This is a genomic window from Paenibacillus amylolyticus, from assembly GCF_003719335.1.
In the GTDB taxonomy this organism is placed as follows: Bacteria; Bacillota; Bacilli; order Paenibacillales; family Paenibacillaceae; genus Paenibacillus; species Paenibacillus amylolyticus_D.
Map to the genome: position 1 here is coordinate 120,514 of NZ_RIAS01000008.1, position 22,991 is coordinate 143,504.

Annotated in this window: 15 protein-coding genes and 2 tRNA genes; 3 read left to right on the plus strand and 14 right to left on the minus strand. The window is 47.0% G+C overall.

What is annotated here, in order from left to right:
• Positions 1-22: 22 nt before the first annotated feature.
• Complete coding sequence (locus EC604_RS15700) at positions 23-1,243, plus strand: NAD(P)/FAD-dependent oxidoreductase (protein ID WP_123065067.1); 1,221 nt, start codon at positions 23-25, stop codon at positions 1,241-1,243.
• 115 nt (positions 1,244-1,358) lie between these two features.
• Here EC604_RS15700 and EC604_RS15705 read toward each other — a convergent pair whose 3' ends face one another.
• The 4 genes from EC604_RS15705 to EC604_RS15720 all read right to left on the minus strand — a co-directional run bounded on the left by EC604_RS15705 (position 1,359) and on the right by EC604_RS15720 (position 6,247).
• A complete protein-coding gene (locus tag EC604_RS15705; protein WP_123065068.1) occupies positions 1,359-2,567 on the minus strand; it encodes an MFS transporter in 1,209 nt (402 codons plus the stop codon).
• Positions 2,568-2,698: 131 nt separating this feature from the next.
• Entirely contained in the window at positions 2,699-3,265 is a 567-nt protein-coding gene (locus tag EC604_RS15710; RefSeq protein ID WP_123065229.1) for a hypothetical protein, read from the minus strand.
• A gap of 125 nt (positions 3,266-3,390) precedes the next feature.
• Positions 3,391-3,768: a DUF350 domain-containing protein gene (locus EC604_RS15715; RefSeq protein WP_123065230.1), complete on the minus strand. Its 378-nt coding sequence runs from the start codon at positions 3,766-3,768 to the stop codon at positions 3,391-3,393.
• A gap of 112 nt (positions 3,769-3,880) precedes the next feature.
• Positions 3,881-6,247 carry an endonuclease MutS2 gene (locus EC604_RS15720; protein ID WP_123065069.1) on the minus strand — a complete coding sequence of 789 codons (2,367 nt, stop codon included), beginning with the start codon at positions 6,245-6,247 and terminating at the stop codon, positions 3,881-3,883.
• Between the two features lie 194 nt (positions 6,248-6,441).
• On the opposite strand from EC604_RS15720, the gene EC604_RS15725 reads away from it, so the two are divergent.
• Positions 6,442-6,801 (plus strand): phage holin family protein, encoded by a 360-nt coding sequence (locus EC604_RS15725; protein ID WP_123065070.1) that lies wholly within the window; start codon positions 6,442-6,444, stop codon positions 6,799-6,801.
• A gap of 222 nt (positions 6,802-7,023) precedes the next feature.
• Complete coding sequence (locus EC604_RS15730) at positions 7,024-7,395, plus strand: cytochrome C oxidase subunit II (protein WP_123065071.1); 372 nt, start codon at positions 7,024-7,026, stop codon at positions 7,393-7,395.
• 105 nt (positions 7,396-7,500) lie between these two features.
• Here EC604_RS15730 and EC604_RS15735 read toward each other — a convergent pair whose 3' ends face one another.
• The 10 genes from EC604_RS15735 to EC604_RS15780 all read right to left on the minus strand — a co-directional run bounded on the left by EC604_RS15735 (position 7,501) and on the right by EC604_RS15780 (position 22,989).
• Positions 7,501-10,326, minus strand: a complete 2,826-nt coding sequence (locus EC604_RS15735; RefSeq protein WP_123065072.1) for a hypothetical protein — start codon at positions 10,324-10,326, stop codon at positions 7,501-7,503.
• A gap of 138 nt (positions 10,327-10,464) precedes the next feature.
• Complete coding sequence (gene pheT, locus EC604_RS15740; RefSeq protein ID WP_123065073.1) at positions 10,465-12,918, minus strand: phenylalanine--tRNA ligase subunit beta; 2,454 nt, start codon at positions 12,916-12,918, stop codon at positions 10,465-10,467.
• A 58-nt stretch (positions 12,919-12,976) separates the two neighbouring features.
• Positions 12,977-14,011 carry a phenylalanine--tRNA ligase subunit alpha gene (pheS, locus tag EC604_RS15745; RefSeq protein WP_123065074.1) on the minus strand — a complete coding sequence of 345 codons (1,035 nt, stop codon included), beginning with the start codon at positions 14,009-14,011 and terminating at the stop codon, positions 12,977-12,979.
• A gap of 419 nt (positions 14,012-14,430) precedes the next feature.
• On the minus strand, positions 14,431-16,332 hold the full coding sequence (abc-f, locus tag EC604_RS15750; protein WP_123065075.1) for a ribosomal protection-like ABC-F family protein: 1,902 nt from the start codon (positions 16,330-16,332) through the stop codon (positions 14,431-14,433).
• Between the two features lie 450 nt (positions 16,333-16,782).
• Positions 16,783-16,853, minus strand: a tRNA-Gly gene (locus EC604_RS15755).
• 11 nt (positions 16,854-16,864) lie between these two features.
• Positions 16,865-16,938 (minus strand) — tRNA-Pro (locus EC604_RS15760).
• A 142-nt stretch (positions 16,939-17,080) separates the two neighbouring features.
• Complete coding sequence (locus tag EC604_RS15765; protein ID WP_240036921.1) at positions 17,081-19,207, minus strand: bifunctional diguanylate cyclase/phosphodiesterase; 2,127 nt, start codon at positions 19,205-19,207, stop codon at positions 17,081-17,083.
• A 310-nt stretch (positions 19,208-19,517) separates the two neighbouring features.
• On the minus strand, positions 19,518-20,474 hold the full coding sequence (locus tag EC604_RS15770) for an aldolase catalytic domain-containing protein (RefSeq protein WP_123065076.1): 957 nt from the start codon (positions 20,472-20,474) through the stop codon (positions 19,518-19,520).
• Positions 20,475-20,557: 83 nt separating this feature from the next.
• On the minus strand, positions 20,558-21,877 hold the full coding sequence (locus tag EC604_RS15775) for a hypothetical protein (protein ID WP_123065077.1): 1,320 nt from the start codon (positions 21,875-21,877) through the stop codon (positions 20,558-20,560).
• The gene (locus tag EC604_RS15780; protein ID WP_123065078.1) at positions 21,874-22,989 is read right to left on the minus strand and encodes a DUF58 domain-containing protein; all 1,116 of its coding nucleotides are present in this window, start codon (positions 22,987-22,989) and stop codon (positions 21,874-21,876) included. Before EC604_RS15780 ends, EC604_RS15775 begins: the two co-directional genes overlap by 4 nt.
• Between the last annotated feature and the right edge of the window lie 2 nt (positions 22,990-22,991).

A 22,991-nucleotide genomic window follows, 5' to 3' on the forward strand; every position in this document is an offset into this window, starting at 1 on the left:
GATGACAAAGGAGTTGTTTCAGATGGATCTCGTATATGGCACACCTTACTGGCCTTCAACTTATAAATCGGATGTGGATTATCCCACGTTAAACAGCGATACCTCTTGTGACTGCCTGATTATTGGCGGCGGTATGGGAGGCGCCCTGACCTCCAGGTTGCTTGCGCAGCGTGGAATCGATACTGTGGTCATTGATAAGCGAAAAATCGCGCATGGAAGCAGTTCAGCCAATACAGGCCTGCTACAATATACCAATGACAAAACGTTGACATCATGTATCAACACATTTGGAGAAGAAAAAGGGGTTCGCTTTTATCAATTGTGCCGTGAAGCCATGCAGCAGCTTACCGAAATTGCTGGAAGTTTGCAAACCGATCCCTGGTTTATTCCGCGAACCAGTTTTTGTTTTGCCAGCTCTGAAGAAGATGTTGCTATCTTGGAGGAAGAATATCGAACGTTGCAAAAGTATGGATTTGATGCAGAGCTATGGAACCCAGATCAAATTCAAAGTCATTTTTCATTCACAAAACCAGCGGCTCTTTATACAAAGGGAGATGCGGAAGTAAATCCGTTTCGCTTTGTGCAAGGCTTGTTTGAATCAGCTACTAAGCATGGGGCACGAATCTACGAACAAACCGAAATGATTCACTGTGACTATGATGATGAGGGGGTATGGTGTTATACGCCCCATGGCAAAATCCGAGCTAAACAGGTTGTCTATGCTGCCGGATATGAAACTCAGGAGATTAAAAAAGACAACGGAGCCTATCTGAAAGCAACGTATGCGATTACCACTAAACCTCTCCCCGATCTGAGCCTCTGGCATGAACAAGCGATGATCTGGGAAACAGCACGTCCTTATTTGTACATGCGCACCACGCCGGATAATCGAATTATTGCCGGAGGACTCGATGAAGAAATACCAAACAAGGATCAGCGCGAGCTTCGTGCAAAGAACCAAAGTGATGTTTTGTTAGAAGAGGTCAAATCGTATTTCCCGCTTGACGCGCTTGAGGTGGATTATGCTTGGGGTGCTGTGTTTGGTAATACACATGATGGCCTTCCCCTCATTGGTACGCATCCAGATCACCCGCACTCATACTTTGTCGAAGGGTACGGAGGGAACGGAACGGTGTACAGCATGATTGCGGCCTCCCTAATAACCGATGCCATTAGCGGCGTCCAGAATGAAGATATGAAGCTGTTTTCTCTGACAAGAACGAACAAACCATCTCCAATTTAAAACGCAAAAACGAATAGGATGAAACACAGCTTCATCGTGTAAAATGACAAAAAGGGTACAGCTAAGGGGAAAACTCCCCCCTCTTGCTGCATCCTTTTATTTTTTTTATTAACTTTTATGAATCACGTGCTGTCGTCTTGATCAAAAGTTTCCTCATAAACATCCAGCCAAAGAGCGGAAAAGCCCCCAGGATGATAATGAGCCAGATTAACACTTTAGTAGATGGGGAGTTTAGCACCGTAATCATAAATACGGTCAAGCCAAAAAGCCGCCCGCACATCAGACTGAGTTCCCTTAATACGACAAGTTCAACCCTTTTCTCCACATTTTCGCCGCTCGTGCCCATCATGTCGAAACCTGCGGAGATCATCGGCAAAATATATAGCGGCATGGCTATAGCACTTCCGATTCCCATAAAGAGAAGTGTTCCATAAGTCACTTTCCAAAGCAGAGGTAACAACACCAAAAGCAGCAGTACGGAACCTGTTAACATCCCTTTAGATCGGTAATGAGGTTTAAACCATTTTCCTGCAGCCCAGTAACTGACTAATGCCACAGCTGAAGTAATAAGAGAAAATTGTCCAAGTTTATACTCCTGGGTTGTCGCCAGATAAACAAGCAGTGCAATCAAAAAGGCAAATACCCCTTCCCGAACGCCTTGGGCAAACAGCCCCATGGAGAGCGGACGCCAAGGACTCTTTGGTGTGGATAATTGCCGAATGGGCTCTGACCAGCAGTATGTTCCACTAACTTTTCGTTTTTTCAGAAAAAAACTGAAGATCACTGCGATGATATAAATGACAAGAGATACGGTGAATATAAGCTGATATCCTGTATTATCTGCCATACGTGAAATAATGAGCCCCGAAAACCACGGCCCAACAATGCCTGTCATGGAGCCCAGCAAGCCAACCCAGCCATTAAACAAGTCCCTATTTTCTCGATCCGTCACTTCGAAATAAACGACATTAAAGGCAATCCAGAACAACCCCAATGCACAACCTAGGAGCAACCCCAGCGGCCAGATCCAATCCACCGCGCTCTTTCCCGTCCAAAGCACAAGCATATAGAAAACACCAGATAATGCTGTCCCAAGCCTCAAAGCACTCATTTTATTATGTTCCTTGACCCACTTCCCCGCGAGCCAAAACGTGATGCCAATAGCCAGTTGCTGACTGATGGTAAACCAGCCGAGCATCGCGTAATCTGGACGGCTTTTCCATAGAAACACGTTCAAAAACGTACCGGACAATGCTCCGGCTAACGCAAACAATCCATTCACGCCTAAAAGCAGAATGGATTGTCTTCCCAAAGTAATCTTCATCTGCCCCTCCTCCATCACCTGATGCCAGCTTACGTGGACAGGCGGCTCTTAAGGGTTAACGTACCCCAAGCCGGAGGAAAACATGATGAATCTTTGGTGTTGTATAAAATTAGTTTTCAAACCAATGTAATCTATTCGTGTGCACTCAGGTTCTGAATCAAACGCAAACGGTCATCCTCAGACAAACTGTATTGAACCTGGAAACAACCAGAGCACACGTAAGTCAGCACCGTAAATGGAGATGACAAGACAACGCCTTTTCCAGAAGCTGCATTAGCCATTGGTGTGAAGGTATCCTGACTCGCTGTCTGCGTTCCAGCTAGAATCATAAATTCACGGCAGTTCGGACACTCGGGTACTTCCTCTTGCTGATCCAGTTGCTTTTCTACACCTTGTTCATATTGAATCAGATCGTTGCCCTCATCTGCATATTTGTTCAAAGTACGAAGTTCTGGCAACTTCAGCTCCACTTCATCGCCCCAAAGCGAAGTCAGGTCTGAAATTTGCTCTTTGTCATTTGAAATATTTTCCATGTCGAACTCTTCTTCACTGTCATCATTCTCTTCGTCGCCGATGTTAATGTTCAGTGTACGGTAACCCTTCAATTCATTGTGACAATACGGACACTCTTCTTCCGGACCCAGTTCCTCATCCCAAACAATCTCGGTTTGGCACCAAGGGCATATCGTTGTTTCCATCATGTATCAACCTTTCTCTTTCATTTCACATAATTACGTATTTAACACATAGATCACACCGATGGCAAAAAATACAATCGATGCCGCAAACAAAATCCGTATCAATATTTTCATCATCGATCCCCCTAGATAATGCTTGCGCCAATAACAAAGGACAGTGAGACAGAAATGATCATGGATATCAATCCAACTGCACGGTTATCTGCTTCAATCTCCCGGTCAATTGAAAACACCGGCGTCAGGAACTCGAACAAAAAATAAGCAATGAGCAGCAAAATAAACCCGACAATAGACCATGTCATTGCTTCATATACAGAAGATTTGGCCTGAATACAAAAACGGAGTACGTTGCAAATTCCGAAGATTTTCCCGCCTGTAGCCATAGCCACAGCCACATTGCCTTTTTTGATCTCCGTCCAGCATTTATATTTGGTCACCAGTTCGAAGCAAGCGAGAAAAACAAGCAGCTCCATAATGGCAACCGAGAAGAAACCGAGGACCATCCCCAGCGGATGAGACAGCAGTCCGTCAATCGCTTCTTTCACTCCCCATTCTCCTTCCGAATCTGCTGTCCGACTTCACTGGACAGCAGATTTTTTTTCATTCATGTTCAGGCTATTCCAGTTCAGCGACGGTTACACCGTTGCCTCCCTCTCCGTAATTGCCTAGACGATAACTTTTAATATGTTTATGCTTCCGTAGGTAATCCTGAATACCCGTACGCAAAATTCCTGTACCTTTACCATGGATAATATACACTTGACCCAAGTTGGCGAGGAATGCTTCATCGATAAAACGATCTGCTTCCATCAGTGCTTCTTCCAAATTCGCTCCCCGTAGATCCAGCTCACTCTTCACGTTACCATCTCGAGTGCGCTTCATGCCTGTGACTGGTTTTTGCTTTGGCTGTTTTGCTGCCGGCGCAGTTTGTTGCAACTCCAAATCATCCAGCGACACCTTCATTTTCATAATCCCGAGCTGCACAACAGCATCCTTGTTTCCTGCCATCTCCACGACATGCCCCTTCTGATTCAGACTGTAAACCAGAACTTCATCACCTGGGCCAATTGCACGTGCTTTTGGAGCGGCTGTTTTATTCACCGTTTTTTTACGTTTTTCCGGCTCTGCTTCATCCAGTTGCTTGCGAGCAGCGATCAATTTATGCTCCTTGACAGAAGCACCCTCTTCCAGGGCCAGCTGACGAAGATCAGCAATAATTTTCTCCGCTTCTGCACGAGCCTTATCTACAATGCTACGCGCATCTTCCTCCGCTTTCTCAATCCGGCGATCACGCTGTTGTTCCAGCTTTTCGAGTTCGGCTTGATGGCGGCTGCGCAGTTTTTCCATATCTTGGCGAAGCATTTCCGCTTTTAGACGCTCTTGTTCAGCTGTAAGACGGTTCTCTTCGAGGGAAGCGATCATGTGTTCAATCCGCTGGTCTTCTTCTTTCACTTCACCGCGAGCGTAATCCAGAATGTACGCTGGAAGTCCCAGTCTCTCTGCAATCGCAAAAGCGTTACTGCGTCCCGGTACACCAACCAGCAGACGGTATGTCGGACTCAGTGTATTGATATCAAATTCCATGCTGGCATTAATAACACCTTTACGCTCATACGCATAAGCCTTCAGCTCACTATAGTGAGTCGTTGCCACCATGCGGCAACCTGTCTGGTGCATATGCTCTAACATAGAGATCGCCAGCGCAGAACCTTCCGCCGGGTCTGTTCCCGCTCCGAGTTCGTCTAGAAGGATGAGACTTTTGGGCGTCATATTTTTCAAAATACGAATGATGTTGGTCATATGGCTAGAGAACGTACTCAGATTCTGCTCGATACTCTGTTCGTCACCAATGTCGGCATATATTGCATCGAATACACACAGTTGACTCCCATCTTCGGCTGGCACAAACAATCCTGACATGGCCATCAAACTTAATAGACCAATCGTTTTCAACGTTACTGTTTTACCGCCCGTATTTGGTCCAGTCACGATTATAGAGGTGTAGTCGTTACCAAGCTCTACATCAATCGGAACAACATGTTCAATCGGAATCAGTGGATGACGTCCTTTTTTCAGCTTGAGGAAGCCCCGATCATTCATTCGAGGCAATGTTGCTTTCAGTTCACGGGCTAAACGTGCTTTGGCAAAAATAAAATCAAGTGATGACAGCAAATCGACATCATATAACAGCCACTCCCCCTGCTCACTGACAAGGGCCGTCAATTTTTGCAAAATGATCTCAATTTCGCGCTCTTCCCGAATCCGGGTTTCGCGTAATTTATTGTTCATAGCCACGATGGATTCCGGCTCAATGAATAGAGTCGCTCCTGAACCTGACTGATCATGAACAATGCCGCCAAAATAAGAGCGGTATTCTGCTTTGACCGGAATCACAAATCGATCTCCACGAATCGTAATGAGCTGATCTTGCAGCATTTTGGATACGGTGGAAGAACGAATCATTGAATCCAGCTTTTCCCGAATTCGTGCTTCTCCCCCCCGCAGTTCACGGCGAATCTGTGCCAGCGTTACACTCGCACTATCTGCAACCTCCGCATTATCATCAATGCAGATACGGATCGCGTCTTCAAGCTCCTTCTGTTCCGACAACTGGTCACTGATATAAAAGAGCGATGCGATCGGCTCGTCCTCATGCAGCGTTGCAATCTGACGTTTCAACCGTCTGGCTGCATGTGTCGTCGTGGAAATGCCCAGCAGTTCATGCGGGTTGAGTGTGCCCCCAATCTCGGCTCGTTTTACAGAAGCCGTGATATCTACAATTCCGCCAAAGGACGGGGAACCTTTCAGACGCTCAAAGGTGAAAGCTTCATCCGTTTGTTGAAGCAAACGTTTTACTTCTTCCAGGTCACTATTCGGCTCAAGCTGCTCTGCTTTTTTCTTGCCCGTTGATGTTTGAGCGAAGCCGGTCAATGTATTTAGAATTTTGCGATATTCTAGTGTGTGTAATATTTTCGTATCCAAGTGTACAACTCCTTCCAAACTATACCTGTATTATAACGAAAGAAACGTTGTTGCGCTATTTAACGAATCCTTCCACACATAACTTGAGGGAAGACGCCACAAACTACATGTGTCAGGATTGTGCTATTCATTTTACTCCCTTAGAGTTCCCATGTTTATGCCCAATCCAATCTGAACAAAGGAGGTAAACCCCCATGAATTTTCTGGGCCATGTCGTACGATTTATTATCGCAGCTATCGTCTTAATGGTTGTAAGCTGGATCGTTCCCGGTTTCGCCGTTGGTGGTTTCTGGAGCGCCCTGATGCTTGCATTGGTCATCGCATTACTGGGCTGGATCGTTGAAGGCATCTTTGGCAAAAGAGTGAATCCTTTTGGCCGGGGAATCGTCGGCTTTATCGTAAGCGCACTGGTCATTTGGCTAGGTCAATATGTGGTTGATCACGTTGAGGTCAGTCTTCTCGGTGCCATTCTCGCCGCATTGGTCATCGGGATTATCGATCTCTTCATTCCGGTATCCACACCGTTTGATGCCGGACGAAACTCAAAAAGCTAAAAACTGCCTGTCATACTGGCAAACGCTCTAACAAGACATCTAAACCTCGGAAGGCCGTTGGCCTGAAGAGGTTTTTCTTTTTGAACATTAGTAACCAGCAGCAACTCGATAAATTTCAATAAAACGACATACCCCACATGCCCATGCATCGGCAGATTGCGGTATGATGACTTGAGAAATCATTCAAATTTGATCCATCTCACACGTTGAAGGAGGTACATGATGAAAAAAGGTGTAACATGGCTTGCTGCCTTAATGTTAATCCTTGTTCTTGCTGCATGCGGTAGCCCCAAAGATTCAGAAGCATCCGAGCCAGAGGTTACAGCCAGTGAGCAACTCGTGATCAAGGCAAGCAACTACGAATTTGATCAACCCGAATATCGACTAAAAAAAGGCGTGCCTGTGAAGATTGTTTATGAAAACGTCAACGGAAATCACGGTTTGCTCGTGCCTGAGTTCAATCTTCGGTTGGACACCCAAAAAAGTTCCAAAGTCATTATCCCAGATAAAGTCGGAGAGTTCGAAATGTCATGTTCCGTTTTTTGTGGTTCTGGACACAGCAGCATGATCTCCAAAATTATAGTAGAAGAATAACACCTCAAGACAAGAGCCCCCGCAGCGACGGGAGCTCTTTTTGTATTATAACAAATTATGCAAGAGTTCGCTGATCAACCATCGAGGGACGAAAGAGTCTATCCGCTACGTCTGATCCTGCTCAATCAATTCAATCCATTCGTTATATTCCGTCTGTAACTTCGTATATTCATCGTGCAGCTGACGATACTCCGTATTCAACTGCTCTGCCTTTTCTTGTTCCATCTCCCGTTCAACCTGCAGCAATCGAAGCTGGTTGGCTGCCAGTTCATAACGTTCACCTATTTCGCGTAGTTCATTTTCCATGATCTGCTTCTCTTCATCAGCCTCCACTTGTTGCTGTTCCCGCTTCAAACGCTCCCTGAGCAACTGGTCTCGTTCTTGTACCAGTTCTTCGAGCTTCTCGGAACTTGCTGCACTCTCACGCTGCCACGCTGTCAATTCACTCTCGAGCGCTGTCCAGCGATCCTGCCATGCCTGCTCCTGCTCCGCCCATTCGTCAGCACGTACCTTCCATACCTGTTCGTTCTGCTCTGCCGACTGAGTTGCCTGTTCCAACTGAGAGCGAAGCTCTTCTTCACGTGTCACCAGTTGTTGAATTCGAGAAGACAGTTCCGCCTGATTGGCGGCTAGATCCTCATATTTAATTTGCCATTCGAGAGCTTCCTCTTCCGTCTGCGCGAGTTGATTCGCTTGCTCTGTATAACGCTTGGCAAGCTGTTCAGCGGACTGTCTTGCTTCGTTCAGCGATTGCTCCAGCGCATTCTTCTCCGCTTCGAGTTCACTCATCAGCGAACCAGCATTCTCTTCTCGTTGAAGAGCATCGCTGTAATCGTTACGGATCTGCTTATATTGCTCCTGCAGACGACTCAATTCCTCTTGGGCACCATGCAATTCATCGCGAGTATCATTTAATTCCTTATGCTGGTCATCTAACTCCTTAAGATGTTCACTCAGCTCACTACGAGTGCCCTGAAGTTCCTCATTCAATTGTTTGAGTTTCTCTTCCAGGTGCTCGTTTTCTTTCTCATAACGAACGGCTTCTTCATTGTAAAGACGTGCTTCTTCCTTCACGACAGAAAGTTCATCATGCAAGGACTGCACACCAGCCTCCAGCGTCTCATTCTGATCAGCCGCCTCGAGAATCTGATTCTCCAGATCGCCAATATCAGCGAGCCTCTGTTCAGCAACTTTTTTCCAAGATTGTTCACTTTCCGTCAATGTTGTGATCTCATTTTGTAATGTACGGACAGCTGCATGCGCTTGCTCAAGCACCTTGTGTAGTCTGCGCTGTTCTTCTTCTGATTTCGCTTCTGCTTCAAGCAAATGCTGCGCATCCTGTTCAAGCTGCGTATGCTGCTCCTGGAGTTTGCGCAGTTGAGCTGTGAGCGCTGTTTCACGATCCACTGCTTCATTATACTGATCTTGCCACTGTTGCTGAGACTCCTGTGTCTGTTTCAACGACTGCTCCGTTTCACGAAGTTTGTTTTGCAGATCATTGCTGTCTCCTCTCAACTGCTCTAATTGTTGCTGGAGCTCCGCAATTCGACGTGTCTGGGTCTCCTGTTCCTGAATACGGATCTCGTGCTCCTGTCGCAACGACTCCACTTGGGTACGTTCCGCTTGAAGCAACTGTTCTTGCTCAGAAACCACTTCCTGCGCATGTTGAAGCTGACTCCGAACCTCGCCCAGTTGTTCATTGATCTCCGTTATTCGAGCATTTGCCTGAGCGCGTTCTTCCTCCAACTGACGAGCCAGTTTACGCTGCTCTTGCTGGAGCATTTCCTCAGCCGCAGCCGTTGCCTCAGCTGTACGGGTGGCCGCTGCTTCTTGCTCTTCTTTCAATTGTTCTTCATAGAATGCCTCTTTCTCCATCCATTCCAGTTCGGATTGCTCAGAGAGAGCCTTAAACTCAGCCCGCAACTGCTCCAAGGCAGCCTGGTGCTTCTGCTCAGCGTCAGCAAGCCATGCTTCATGTTCCTGTTTCGCTTGCGCTTCGAGCGCATCTGCCTGCTTCCGTGCATTCTGTTCAGCTTGCTCCAGACGTTGCTTCATTTGATTTTCAAGTTCGCTATATTGAAGGGCCGCCTCTTCCTGCACCTGCTTCAATTTGAGTTCAGCCTGCTCCAGTTCCAAGAGGATCGCTGCTTCTGCCTCTTCTTTGGCCGCTTTTACCTGTTCTGCTGCCTGAACCTGCAGTTTTTGGCGCTCTGCTACAGCCTTGCTTTCGGCTTCCTTCAATTGTGCCGCAGTTCTGTCCTGCAACTCCTTGTACTCGGCCGAGGCTTTGGCCCGCACCTGCTGCAACTCAGCTGCAGCACGGTTCTGTGCTTCTTTAAGCTGCGAAGCAGATTGAGCCTGTACTTGTTTGAGTTGGTTTGCTGCTTTTTCCTCTGTTTCCTTTACACGTGAATTGCCTTTCGCTTCTGCCTCTTTGAGTTGTGCCGCGGCTTGTGCCTGCAGCTTCTGGATCTGATCCTTCATTTGGCTGCGCTCTTGCTCCAACATCGCATTCAGTTTGGTGATTTCAGCCTGTTTGTCTGCCGTGAGCTTTTGCAAAGCCTGCTCCGCTTCAATCTTCTGCTGGCGCACTTCAGCGAGAGATTGATCTCGTTGCTGCAATTCCTTTTGGTGTTCACTCTGAATGGCGTTTAATCGGTTCAATTCATTTCGAAGTTCTGTTCGTTCTCCCGTCAGCATCTTGAGCTCATTTCGGATCTCCTGCGTCTGAAGAGACTGCTCAGCCATATGTACGGCCGCAAGTACAGCAATACGCGGCGTGTCCAAACGGGAATGACTTTTGGAGATAGCGCTCATACGCTCATCTACCAGATTAGCTACTTGTTTCATATAATCGGCACTGCTGCCGACCAGTTTATAGGAAGTCCCGTAGATCTCTACGGTGACGCGTGTACGATCAGGTGTAGTCACAGTTGTGCCCTCCTTCAAGTCTGTATGTTGATTCTAAGCTGTAATGACAAAAAAGTCACATCGATCCTCTAATGCTAAGGATTCGATGTGACTTCAAGCAATTCCTGCTAATCTTTGTTCAAAAAATTGACTTCTGTCCTATTTGCGCAGTTCTGCGTTGAATTGCTCTTCCAGATGTGTTACGACACGCGCATGAACTTCAGTAATCTCTTCGTCGGTTAGCGTGCGCTCACGGTTCCGGTATACCAGCGCCATCGCCACACTTTTCTTGTCTTCCCCCAGCTTGCTACCTGTAAATACATCGAATACCTGTACCGTCTGCAACAGCTCCCCAGCGGATTCACGAATTGCACGAAGCATGTCACCGGCTTCAATATCTTTGCTTACCACCACAGCAATATCACGCTCCACTGCCGGGAAACGCGGAAGTTCACGATAACGAATATCCGCATCCGCTTCCTGATATATCGCTTCAAGAACAATTTCAGCAACATAAACATCATTTAGATCATATTGTTGCTGTAATTCTGGATGCAATTGACCGAGAGTACCGATCAATGTGCCTTCACCGCCGTCTTTGCCATCCAAATAGATAGAGGCAGAACGCCCTGGATGAAATCCTTCCGGACTGTTCGCTACGTAAAGAATCCGCTGTTCCAGCCCCAAATAAGCAAACAAGTTCTCAAGTGCACCTTTGATGTCAAAGAAATCCACTTTCTCTGCTCCGACATTCCATTGTTGCGCTACACGATTACCCGTAAGCAACATGGAGAGTACCGGTATTTCATGAGGCTGCTTCGTCAGCTTCTCTTCCTCCGTGAAGAAAACACTGCCCACTTCAAACACAGCAAGCGAATCCTGCTTCCGGTTCATGTTGTATACAGCAGCATCCAGCATCTGCGGCAAAATGCTCGTACGCAACACACTACGATCTTCACTCATCGGCATAGCCAGCTTAACCGCTTTGCTTCCTTGTGTAAGAGCAGGGAACAGCACTGCTTTGTCTGGATGAACAAAGGAATAACTGATCATTTCCTGCCAGCCGCTTCCAGACATCAACCCACGGATGGTACGACGAATGGCTTGAGGACGGGTATATGCTCCTGGTGTAGTCGGGCCTTCGATCCACGTTGTTGGAATGTTGTCGTACCCGTATAGACGGGCTACCTCTTCGAACAGATCCACATCCATCGTGATATCCCCTCTACGAGTAGGCACTTCCACATCGAGAACCCCCTGCTCCGCATCACCACATGCAAAGTGCAACCGGGCAAAGATTGTTTTCACCTCAAGCAGAGATAGATCCGTGCCCAAGTAACGGTTAAGTCTGTTCAGAGACATTTGAATGACACGCTTCTCGGAAGATTCAGCGCCCGCTTGAACAATCCCTTGATGCACTTGGCCTGATGCATAACGCTGAATGAGTTCAGCCGCACGATCCAAAGCCGTAATCACCGCACCCGGGTCTACTTCTTTTTCAAAACGCAAGCTTGCTTCGGAACGCAGCCCCAGTTGGCGCGATGTCTTCCGAACCGTTCCGCCATCGAACTTGGCGGACTCCAAGAGCAGATTCACGGTGCTTTCCGATACCTCGGAATTTTCACCACCCATAACTCCAGCGATGGCAACAGGCTTCACGCCGTCGGTAATCAGCAGCATATGCGGTTCCAGCTTACGCTCCTGTCCATCCAACGTCACAATCGTTTCGCCTTCATGTGCCATACGCACTTCAATACGTCCGTTCTCCAGCTTATCTGCATCAAATGCGTGCAGCGGCTGACCATATTCCAGCATGACATAATTCGTAATGTCCACGATATTGTTGATTGGACGAACACCAGCTGCCATGAGACGGTTTTGCATCCACAGCGGGGAAGCACCCAGTTTGATGCCAGTCACATAACGAGCTGCATAATGGATGCATTGCTCCTGAGCTTTGATCTCTACAGAAATATGATTAGCCGCTTCATCACCAGCTTCGACCAGCTGATCTTTCGGATTCGGCAACGTCACTTCGCGTCCCAGGATCGCACCCACTTCGTATGCTGCCCCCCGCATACTCAAGGCGTCGGAGCGGTTCGGCGTCAAATCCAGTTCCAGCACATGATCATCCAAGCCAAGCACCTGGCTAATTGGCGTGCCAACCTCTGTGTTTTCCGGCAGAACAAGAATACCTTCCTGTTGCTCTTTAGGCAGCAATTTGTCGTTCATGCCAAGCTCTTTGGCAGAACAAATCATACCAAGCGATACCACGCCGCGCAGCTTCGCTTTTTTAATATCCAGCCCGCCTGGAAGCTTTGCACCAACAAGGGCTACCGCTACCTTTTGACCCGCATCCACATTTTTCGCGCCACATACGATCTGCAGCTCTTCCTCTTGCCCTGCATCAATTACACAGACATTCAGCTTGTCCGCGTCCGGGTGTTTCTCCTTACTCTTCACGTAACCAACAACAACCTTGTTTACCCCTTGGTTGCGGTTCTCCACAACATCAATCTCGATCCCTGCACGGGTGATTTTCTCTGCCAGCTCCTGTGGTGTTACACCTTCAAGGGCAATATAATCAGACAGCCAATCTGTCGATACTCTCATGCACGTTCACTTCCTTAATCTTTGTATTAGTTTTGACGTTCATTGACGTTCAATATCATTACAGCCGTCCGAATTGTTTCAGGAACGTCTGATCACTGTTATAGAAATGACGAATATCATCTATGCCATACTTCAGCATTGCGATTCGCTCTACACCCATACCAAAGGCAAAGCCACTGTATTTCTCCGGGTCATATCCGCCCATCTCCAGCACTTTCGGGTGAACCATACCGCCGCCCAAAATTTCGAGCCAGCCTGTTTGTTTGCAGACACGGCATCCGCTACCACCGCATTGTACACAAGTGACATCGACTTCCGCACTTGGCTCGGTGAACGGGAAGAAGCTTGGACGCAGACGAATTTCCGTGTGAGCGCCGAACATTTCACGCACAAATTGCAGCAACGTTCCTTTCAAATCACTCATACGAATGTTTTCACTGATTACAAGGCCTTCGACTTGATGGAACTGGAAGGAGTGTGTGGCATCGTCGTCATCGCGGCGATATACTTTACCCGGGCAGATGACTTTGACAGGCACCTCACCTTTCATGCTTTGCATCGTACGAACCTGTACCGGAGAAGTATGCGTACGCATCAACAGATCCTCAGTAACATAGAAGGAATCCTGCATATCGCGCGCCGGGTGGTTCTTTGGCAGATTCAGGGCTTCGAAGTTGTAATAGTCCATCTCCACCTCAGGACCTTCTGCTACGCGGTATCCCATACCGATGAAAATATCTTCGATCTCCTGCACTACTTTGGTCAGCGGATGCAGTCCGCCTTGACGTCCACGGCGCCCCGGCAAGGTTACATCAATTTTCTCGGATTGAAGTCGCTTCGCAGTCTCTTCCTTCTGGAATTGCTCCTGCTTGCTGTTGATCACCTCTTCAATCGCTCCACGAACCTCGTTACCCACTTGTCCAATGACTGGACGCTCTTCCGCACTAAGTGCACCCATGCCGCGCAGAATCTCAGTCAATGCCCCTTTTTTGCCCAAATACTTTACACGCAGATCAGCCAGCGTCTGCGGATCGTTAACGCCAGACAGCTGTTCCAGCGCTTCGATCTTCAATGCTTCCAAACGTTCTTTCATGTGTAATTGCCTCCTTTAAATGCTGTTATTGCAACAAAAAAAGGCCTTTTCTCCCCAAAAGGGACGAAAAGACCGTGGTACCACCCTTGTTAGACTCCCGTTGTCACATTGCAACAAGCTCTGCAACACGTTCTGTCTCACTTTGTACGGAATAACGACCGTTAACCGTTTACCCCTACTGTCGTCTCTGTGTCTGCACACATCATCAGGTTCAGGGAACCGCTCCGGAGTGAATTTCGGCAGCCTGGTTCTACAGAAACGCTCTCAATCTACGGCGCTTCCTCCCTGTCCAGAGGCACTGCTTACTTGTCTCCATCAATACGTTTGTTCAAATTAAACTAACCTTTATCGATACCAATGATCGATGATCGTTCATTATTATATGCAAAATACGGTGAAATAGCAAGCATGCCCCGTTGCTAATTTGCAGATGCACCTTGATTTCTCAGCTCCTTCAATCGTTGCTGAATGACACGAATCTCGGCTGATTCTCCCTCCATCTCTGCCGCAGGCTCCGTGAGCGAAAGGCGTTCTCGTTCTGTTCCTGCAGGGCTTACGGGAGAAAGCAACTCAGACAGTCTCATCTCCAGCCGCAGACGCTCATCATCCGAATCACGTGTGTCCAGTGCAGATTCCCGTAGTTGCACCGTTTGCTCCCAATCCGCCACGCCTCCCTCAAAAAGTGATATCGTTCCATCGGGCTTCAAGTCACATAGACGATTCGCCAGCGTTCGGACTAACATCCGGTCATGAGATACAATAACCAGTGCACCGGAGGCTTCTTTTAGCACATTTTCCATCACTTCCTGCGTGTCAATGTCCAGATAATTCGTTGGCTCATCGAGCACCAGCAGATTGGCGCCGCCGAAATACAATCGTAGAAATGCCACCCGGCATTTCTCCCCCATGCTTAAATCCCCAATCCGTTTAAATACATCTTCTCGTGAAAATAAAAAACATCCCAGGATGGTACGAGCACCACTCTGCGTCATCGAAGGGAGGGCAAGTAAGCTGTCCAGCAGTGTTGCATTCTCAGGCAAGCCCTCCAGCTCTTGTGAGAAATAACCGATCCGAAGCTGGGGATGACGGCTCACTTTTCCCTGCGAAGGTTGAAGCTCTCCAATCATTAATTTCAACAGTGTGCTCTTGCCTGTACCATTTGCTCCACGCACGGCAAGCCGGTCCCCACGCTCAACGGCAATCCGCAAATCGTGAAGAAACGAGTGCTTAGGATCGTACGAAAAGTTTACTTCCTCCAGCGCCAGAAGTTGACGAGCCCCGATTGAGCTCATCTGTAGCTCCATGTTCAGTTTGGCGGCTTCACGCGGTTTATCCACCCGCTCATTCTCAAGCCGCTCTAGCTGCTTCTGTTTGGCGTGGTAACGCGAAATATTTTTGTTCGCTCTCGCCTTGTAGAAACTCTGGGTAATCTTCACCTCTTGGCCGCCTGCCTCATTATGAGCCTTGTGAAACCACTGTTGATAATTACGAATCGTTTCCTCCAGCGCTTTTCGTTCCAGTTGCTGTTTGCGATATATCGTCTCCTGTTCCTTCAACTCCCGCTCTTTATGCCCCTTGTAATCGGTATAACCACCTCTATATTTCGTCAGTTTGTCTGCGCTAAATTCAATTACACTGGTTGCTACCCGGTCAATAAATGTCCGGTCATGGGATACAAACAGCACCGTACCCTCGTATGCAGATAACCAGGCTTCGAGCCAACGCATGCTCTCTTCATCCAGATGATTGGTCGGTTCATCCAAAATTAAAAACTTGGGCTTGCTAACCAGCAGTCCAGCGAGGCGCGCTTTTGTTTTCTGACCACCGCTAAGTGATTGATAAGGCCTGCTCCAGTGTTCCGTGCTTAACCCGAGGCGTGTTAACACTTTCTCCACCTCTGTTTCCCACATGTAGCCGTTCAGTTGCTCATATTCCTCCAAAAAACGGGCATATTCGTCCAGCAAAGCGGTATCTTCGGCAGCATCAGCGTCACTCAATCGCCGCTCCAGTTCTTCAAGTTTTCGCTTGACCTCGTCAATCCTCCCACTCTCCCGCCTTACTGCATTCAATACGTTTATTCCACTCGGGACCTCCGAACGTTGACGCATGAAGCCCCATTCCGGGAGTGGAAGATGACGATCAATCCGTCCATCCCCTTGCTCTTCACCGAGTATAATCCGTAAAAGTGTCGTTTTGCCGCATCCATTGCGTCCTAAAATGGCGAGCCGTTCGCCTTCGTTAATTTCAAGGTTCAATCCCGCAAACAATTCATTACCGTTCCATTCTTTTGATACTTCATGCAAGCGCACCAATGTCGTCATGAGTCCTCATCCTTTCTTGAACAAAAAAATCAAAAAAACCGCTGGCATCAGCCGGCGGTTTAACAATTCGTTATGGAATCAAGCATTCAAAATGCAGATATGAGGTCAAATATAGCATGAACAAATACACCCTAATAAGGGTATACGCAAGCTAAATTGCCTGCTGGTTTCATACTTTTCCCATAGCTGAATTTGGACACACGAATCCCCTCATTGCTCAGCCGCTCGGCTGACTGCGTCATACAACAATCTGCAGTTAACTGGGGTTCACTTCATGTGTCTTACTTCATGGGACGTATGGTTACCTCTCATTCATGTGTAGTATCAATTCTCCGTTATTGTACCAGATCATTGGAAAAAAGCAAAGGTCAGCATGTCATTGTCTGTATCTAAATTTCAAAAAAAAGAAAAAACCCTTGATAACCAAGGGTTTTCCGGGTACTACTGTTAAGCGGGTGATGGGAATCGAACCCACGCTATTAGCTTGGAAGGCTAAAGTTCTACCATTGAACTACACCCGCAAGATGAACAATCGGGACGACACGATTTGAACATGCGACCCCCTGGTCCCAAACCAGGTGCTCTACCAAGCTGAGCTACGTCCCGTTAAATTCCGAATGGAAGTTAACAGTGATTTTACAAAACTTAATATACCACGATCCGCACTAACGTGCAAGGTGAATCAGCAGTTTTCTTCCTAAAACTGGATACGAGAAAGGCAGGAACGCTCTCGCGACCCTGCTACTTCTTATCCTGCCGGCTTGTCAATATCTCTTAAGAACCTTTGCTCAAAGTCCGCCGCTTCAATCGGCTTACCGAAAAAATACCCTTGTGCCTCATGACAATGCTGATTTCGGAGAAACATCATCTGTTCCTCGTTCTCAACACCTTCTGCTGTAACCTTGAGTTGTAAATGGTGTGCCATCGAAGTAATCGTTGATACAATAGCAGCGTTATTGCTGTCTTCCATGATTTCATTCACAAATGATCGGTCAATCTTGAGCCGGTCAATCGGCAAATCCTTGAGATAATGGAGTGAGCTGTATCCCGTGCCAAAGTCATCAATACTAATATGTACACCAATCTCCTTAATTTTATGAAGCTGTTCAAAGGCCCGATCTTTGTCAAACGTCATGCTCTCCGTAATCTCCAGTTCAAGCCATACCGGCTCAAGTCCCGTTTCCCTCAGAATACTGTTGATACTCTCAAGCAGATGGGAATGTCTGAACTGTCTCATCGATAGGTTAACGGATACACACAGTTTGCGATATCCCGCTTCCTGCCATAGCTTGTTCTGTGCACAAGCCTGTCGGAGCACCCATTCTCCGAGCGGAACAATCAGTCCACTCTCCTCGGCCAGCGGAATAAACTCTGCGGGTGACACTGAACCGCGCTGCGGATGTTGCCATCTCACAAGAGCTTCCATGCCTACGATCAGTCCGCTTTGCAGATTCACCTGGGGCTGGTATACCAGATAAAACTGCCCCCGAGCCAGTGCTTTGCGCAAATCATTTTCAAGTTGCAATCGTTCCTGAGCTTTCATCTGCATGGCATGTGCATAGCGGTTAAGTTCAATTCCCTGTTCCTTCGCACTATGCAGAGCCGTGTCGGCGTTCTGAATAATCTCTTGTGGAGACTCTCCATCATAAGGAAAGATGGCCATGCCTATGCCCAGCGTAAGATGATATTCGTTCCCATCCACCATAACCGGTTTTTCAAAGAGCTGCAGAATCGACCGTGTCCGGCGTAACGCTGTATCTGTACTGTAGAAGTCCGTCATGGTTAGCGCAAATTCGTCTCTCCCTAGACCAAACACCTCTTCTCCCGGGAGAGATGAATGATTCAATCGCTGTCCAACCTGACGCAGAACCCGGTTAGCCGCTTGTTGCCCAAGGGAGTCATTTATGGTTTTGAAACGATTAATGTTGAGCACAAGTACACCGACGAGTTTTTCCTCCACAACCGCATCATCCAGCATGAGTTGAAGGCGCTGGCTTAGGCGGCGGCGATTCGGAAGGCCCGTGACATCATCATGGTGGGCAATGTAATTCATTTTGGCCTCAGCGGCCTGTTGTTGCAGGAATGGGGTGTCAACTACAGATGCATAGAGCCCCTTTTGAATGAAAAAGTATCCCAAACAATTGCTGAGCATACCAAGCAGCAGATTGAGATCGTCCACTACACTTGCAGTCACGAAATACGCCTGACCTAGCAAAAAACAGAACATGCCATTAAGGATAGGTGGTAGATCGGCGTTTTTTGTCTTTTTCCACTGCACATACAGAACAACAGCCCCAGTAATATACAGCAGTCCTGCAATCCAATGCAGGCGAGTGAATGCTTTACCAAGCAAATGACCATCAAGCATCTCGGGCAGTAAACTCCACTCTTGAATAGAACAGATGTACAAAATCAGAAAGACTCCTAGGGTAGCGCTGAACAGAAGAAATTTGCGCGGTAATGCAACTTGCTTCTCGTGCACGGTGTATATAAATAACAGTCCCACTGAACAAACCAGTGATCCCATCGTTGACATCATTAATGAAAAATCGGATTCCATCATCGCTCTGTTAGGAACGTCTTCTGCAAATGAAACGATGTGCACCAGTTCAAAAAGACCTATCATTAAAAAGAGTGTTGTCAGTAACACTCTGCGCAGCGTCAATTTTTGAGTTTGAAATAGCCAGCTTTGATTATAAATGCCAATACAGGCAGCCGTTGCAGCGAATCCACCTAGAAGCGTTATCACCGGGTAACCCGAAAAAACCAGATCAGAGCCTGAAGAAGAACGAAACCATTGACTTACGAGGAAAAACAATAAGCCGCCGATGGCGACCCAACCTATGTGACTCTGACCTTGCATTTTAAACTTCATGCCATGTTTTCCTTCCCGGGATCACTATCCTGAAATACGTGTACAACTGAATTCTGTTGATCTGATTCACCAAGTATATTACACATTTCGACAAAAACATATATTGACCACTGTTTAATTTAATCTTCCATATTTTCTATCTGGTACATAATAACATTTAAATCCCTATTCGTGAACTAAAAAATAGTTATAAGTAGGAATATCTATTCATAAAAATGAGTGAAAACAAGGCATAAAGAACTAAAAAAACATGGACCTCAGGTTAGAGACCATGTTTTTTTCGAATTTACAACTGTATTTAAGACTATTTTTATTTATCGAAGTTTACTTCAGGCGTTGTTAGCTTATCGTAGAAGTCAACGACTTTGTCTTTGTTCTCCGATGAACGAAGTGCCATAGCCGACCGTGGGTGCTCGTCCAGCGTCCCTGTAATCATGTAAGGCAGGATATAACCCCATTCTTCTTTTTCTCTCAGTGGAACCATAAGTTGTTCCAATACCTCAAGCACTGGACGTAGATTATACTTGGTTCCTTTCAAATGAGCTACCAGCAGTTCTGTTGGGCAGTTTCCAGCTGCGCGGCCCATACCGTATACAGAAGCATCGAGCAATTCAACTCCAAGTTCAGCGGCTACGAGCGTGTTAGAGAACGCAAGCTGCATGTTGTTATGCGTGTGAACGCCAAGACGTTTATTTGGAAGATGCGTCTTGAACTTCTCCACCAAATATTTCACATCGTTATGATCCAGGCTGCCGTAAGAGTCTACGATATATACGACATCAACCGAGCTCTCCTTGATCAATTCAAAAGCTTCCAGCAATTCATTCTCCATAACATTCGAGAGTGCCATAATATTCAGTGTCGTTTCATAACCACGATCATGGAATGTTTGTACCAGTGCAAGCGCCTTGTCCACATCTTTACTGTAACAAGCGACACGAATCAGATCCAGCATACTCTCACTGCGTGGCAAAATATCGTTCTCATCTACACGTCCTACATCCACAAGTGCAGACAGTTTGGTGTTGCCTTTTTGCGGAATGACTTTACGAAGAAAATCATCATTCAGGAAGCGCCAAGGTCCGGCATCTTCGGATCCTTTAAGCAACTTCGGCGAATTTTTGTAGCCAATTTCCATATAATCAACGCCAGCTTCATTCAACCCTGCATACAGCTTTTGAACAAAGTCGACGCTAAAGTCCCAATTATTCACCAATCCACCATCACGAATGGTACAATCTACAATTTTACTATGATTTGTCTTCATTAATGTCTGCTCCTTTTCTGACCAACTTGTGTATTCCTCTCATGATACTTGAACGTGACAAGAAAAGTAAAGGGATTCCGGGCTTATTTACGGTAAGATTTCCAGATTCGGTCCATATCAATCATATCAGGGTTCTCATCATCTTTCTTCCCGTAGCGCACAGCATTGTAGACTTCAGGAAGCCGCGTTGCCAACTCTTCCTCTGTACCCTCTTTACTCTTAGGATAACTCTCTTTAATGCTTTCCGCTGTCTCCAGCGGCGTATACGACTTCTCAACCTGTACTCCGCGATCCATCGCATTGCTTACCCATACCCGATAATAGTATCGAATACGCTCTCCAGCCTGAATGGGAACAGGTTCCTTTTTGCGGAACCATCGTTTACGAACCTTCGCGGGCACTTCCAGTGTTTCGCTGATATCCACATACTCTGTTTTCGGTTCCTGCCTTTTCTGCACAGGCTGTAACAATCCTTTGAAACGCTCCGCCAGTTTATCCATGATCGTCCTGCCCAGTTTGACCAAAAGCCATAAAATTACAGCCGCCGCTGCCCCAAAAACGATCCATCCGAGGATTTCCCAGAATACGGAAGGTTCCGAAGGCAGGCCTCTTAATTCATCCGGCAGGTTCATCGGCTCATTTGGCATCTCCGGTGTAAGTGGCGGTTCCTGAGGTGAAGAAGTCCCGAACAGTCCTCTGATCCACGCAAGGAGACGATCCTGCAATGGCGCAAGCCATGCAGCAAGACCGGGAAAAGCACCTATACCTGCAATAATGATTAACATCCATATGATTCGAAGGTGGTTTGCCCGTGTGAATTCCCGCAGTACCAATCTGCGCTTGCCATCATTAAGAACCGCACGATCCAGTTGTGCCCTGTATTGTCCCACAATCCAACATCCAAAACTGATGACTCCAGCAGCATAGATGTAACCCGTGTACATCATAACAGGTAACATGAATTCGATCTGCGTTGCCGCGATTGTGGACACAATGGCACTGATTACACCCACGAGTTGCAGGCGCCACAGCCTGTTGGAATGAAAAACAGGATCAAAATGCAACCCTGTGTATGCCGCAATAAATAAACCTACTCCAAGCGTAATGATTTCTGGAAGTGAAAGCGTGAGCAACATCCCCGAAACCCATGCGAACAAAATACAGATAACAACTTCCATTAGACCTCGAACGAAAGCACTCTTCTCTATAACACTCGTAAATCGATGCTGAATCCATAGGCCGAGCAGGCCTGCCATAACATATAAACCAAACAACAGATATGGAAAATAGCCACTGGTATACAACGATGTGATCGTAAAGATTGGAAACAGATATATTCCTATCGAAAAAACAGGCAACATGGATATAATATGTGCTCGCTTCATTGCATCATTTTCATTCATGCGCCCACCGCCCCTGCATCACGCTTCAACTGTTCTACAGGCAAAATCGTTACCCGATGACCCTGATCATGCAGACGTCCGATTTCATGTTCCATGGCAGCCGAAACATATGATGTAATCAACAAATAACTGCGAATCTGCTGCCCTTCTTCATTCAATCGTACTTCATCTTGCAAAAACTGCTCCATGGGTACCAAACACTTCAACTCAGTTTCAGCCATAGCTTCCAGCAACATCTCCAGATGAGGTGTACCGTAATCTGGTTCAATACGAAGCACATCGCGTCCCCCACCTACACGGTAGCCGTTATGTGCAAAGCCAGCAGGCAAACCTTTGCCAATGGCCTCTACTGCTGCAGTGGCTGCGTAGCGGAGTGACTGCTCAATCAGCTCAGGCCTAGTCACCACACTCCACATCTCAGCAGAGTCCTGTATATTCACTATAATCCATGACTGGGGATCTGCGGTCCAGCCTTGCTTGTACACCTGAAGTTCGCCTGTACGTGCACTTGCTTTCCAGTGAATACGATTCATTGGATCACCAGCCCCGTAAGGCCGCACCCCCAGAATTAGAAACGGGTCTTCCACAATCCAGCGAGAAACCTCCACCTCTCCTTGCCATACCTGATAGATGGCTGGCATATCTTCAGTGTTAACCAATGAAGGATATACAATCATCGTCATCTGCACAGGAATCGGCTTTGAGGAACGCCATACTCCAAATAAATCTCCACCAGTCATGGTAGCTGTATCCATCGTAAACACTCCACGTTTGGAGCAAACAAACGGATGCTTGCGGGTAATCCGATTATATGGTTTTAATGTAAAAATACTTTTATGGTTCTGATAAATATTACCCTGACTAATATCCATACCTGAACCTGAATGAAATACAAATGAAGCCGGCATCATTGCTTCAAGTCTAAGCCACGGTACAGAAATTCGTTTTTCATTGGATATCGTTTCGATCATCTGCAGTTCATCACCAGCGTAACACCGTGTTTTGCTGAACTGCCTGCTGTATTTGAGATTTCGCAACACAGGCCGTCCAAACCATATGCCATGCAGCACAATCACTAAACTTCCAACAACGACAAGCCATAGAAGTGCCATAA

Coding starts and splice junctions, on each gene's coding strand:
- EC604_RS15700 (WP_123065067.1), top strand. CDS start 23: ATGGATCTCGTATATGGCACACCTTACTGGCCTTCAACTTATAAATCG.
- EC604_RS15705 (WP_123065068.1), bottom strand. CDS start 2,567: ATGAAGATTACTTTGGGAAGACAATCCATTCTGCTTTTAGGCGTGAAT.
- EC604_RS15710 (WP_123065229.1), bottom strand. CDS start 3,265: ATGGAAACAACGATATGCCCTTGGTGCCAAACCGAGATTGTTTGGGAT.
- EC604_RS15715 (WP_123065230.1), bottom strand. CDS start 3,768: ATGGTCCTCGGTTTCTTCTCGGTTGCCATTATGGAGCTGCTTGTTTTT.
- EC604_RS15725 (WP_123065070.1), top strand. CDS start 6,442: ATGAATTTTCTGGGCCATGTCGTACGATTTATTATCGCAGCTATCGTC.
- EC604_RS15730 (WP_123065071.1), top strand. CDS start 7,024: ATGAAAAAAGGTGTAACATGGCTTGCTGCCTTAATGTTAATCCTTGTT.
- pheT (WP_123065073.1), bottom strand. CDS start 12,918: ATGAGAGTATCGACAGATTGGCTGTCTGATTATATTGCCCTTGAAGGT.
- pheS (WP_123065074.1), bottom strand. CDS start 14,011: ATGAAAGAACGTTTGGAAGCATTGAAGATCGAAGCGCTGGAACAGCTG.
- abc-f (WP_123065075.1), bottom strand. CDS start 16,332: ATGACGACATTGGTGCGCTTGCATGAAGTATCAAAAGAATGGAACGGT.
- EC604_RS15765 (WP_240036921.1), bottom strand. CDS start 19,207: ATGAAGTTTAAAATGCAAGGTCAGAGTCACATAGGTTGGGTCGCCATC.
- EC604_RS15770 (WP_123065076.1), bottom strand. CDS start 20,474: ATGAAGACAAATCATAGTAAAATTGTAGATTGTACCATTCGTGATGGT.
- EC604_RS15775 (WP_123065077.1), bottom strand. CDS start 21,877: ATGAATGAAAATGATGCAATGAAGCGAGCACATATTATATCCATGTTG.
- EC604_RS15780 (WP_123065078.1), bottom strand. CDS start 22,989: ATGGCACTTCTATGGCTTGTCGTTGTTGGAAGTTTAGTGATTGTGCTG.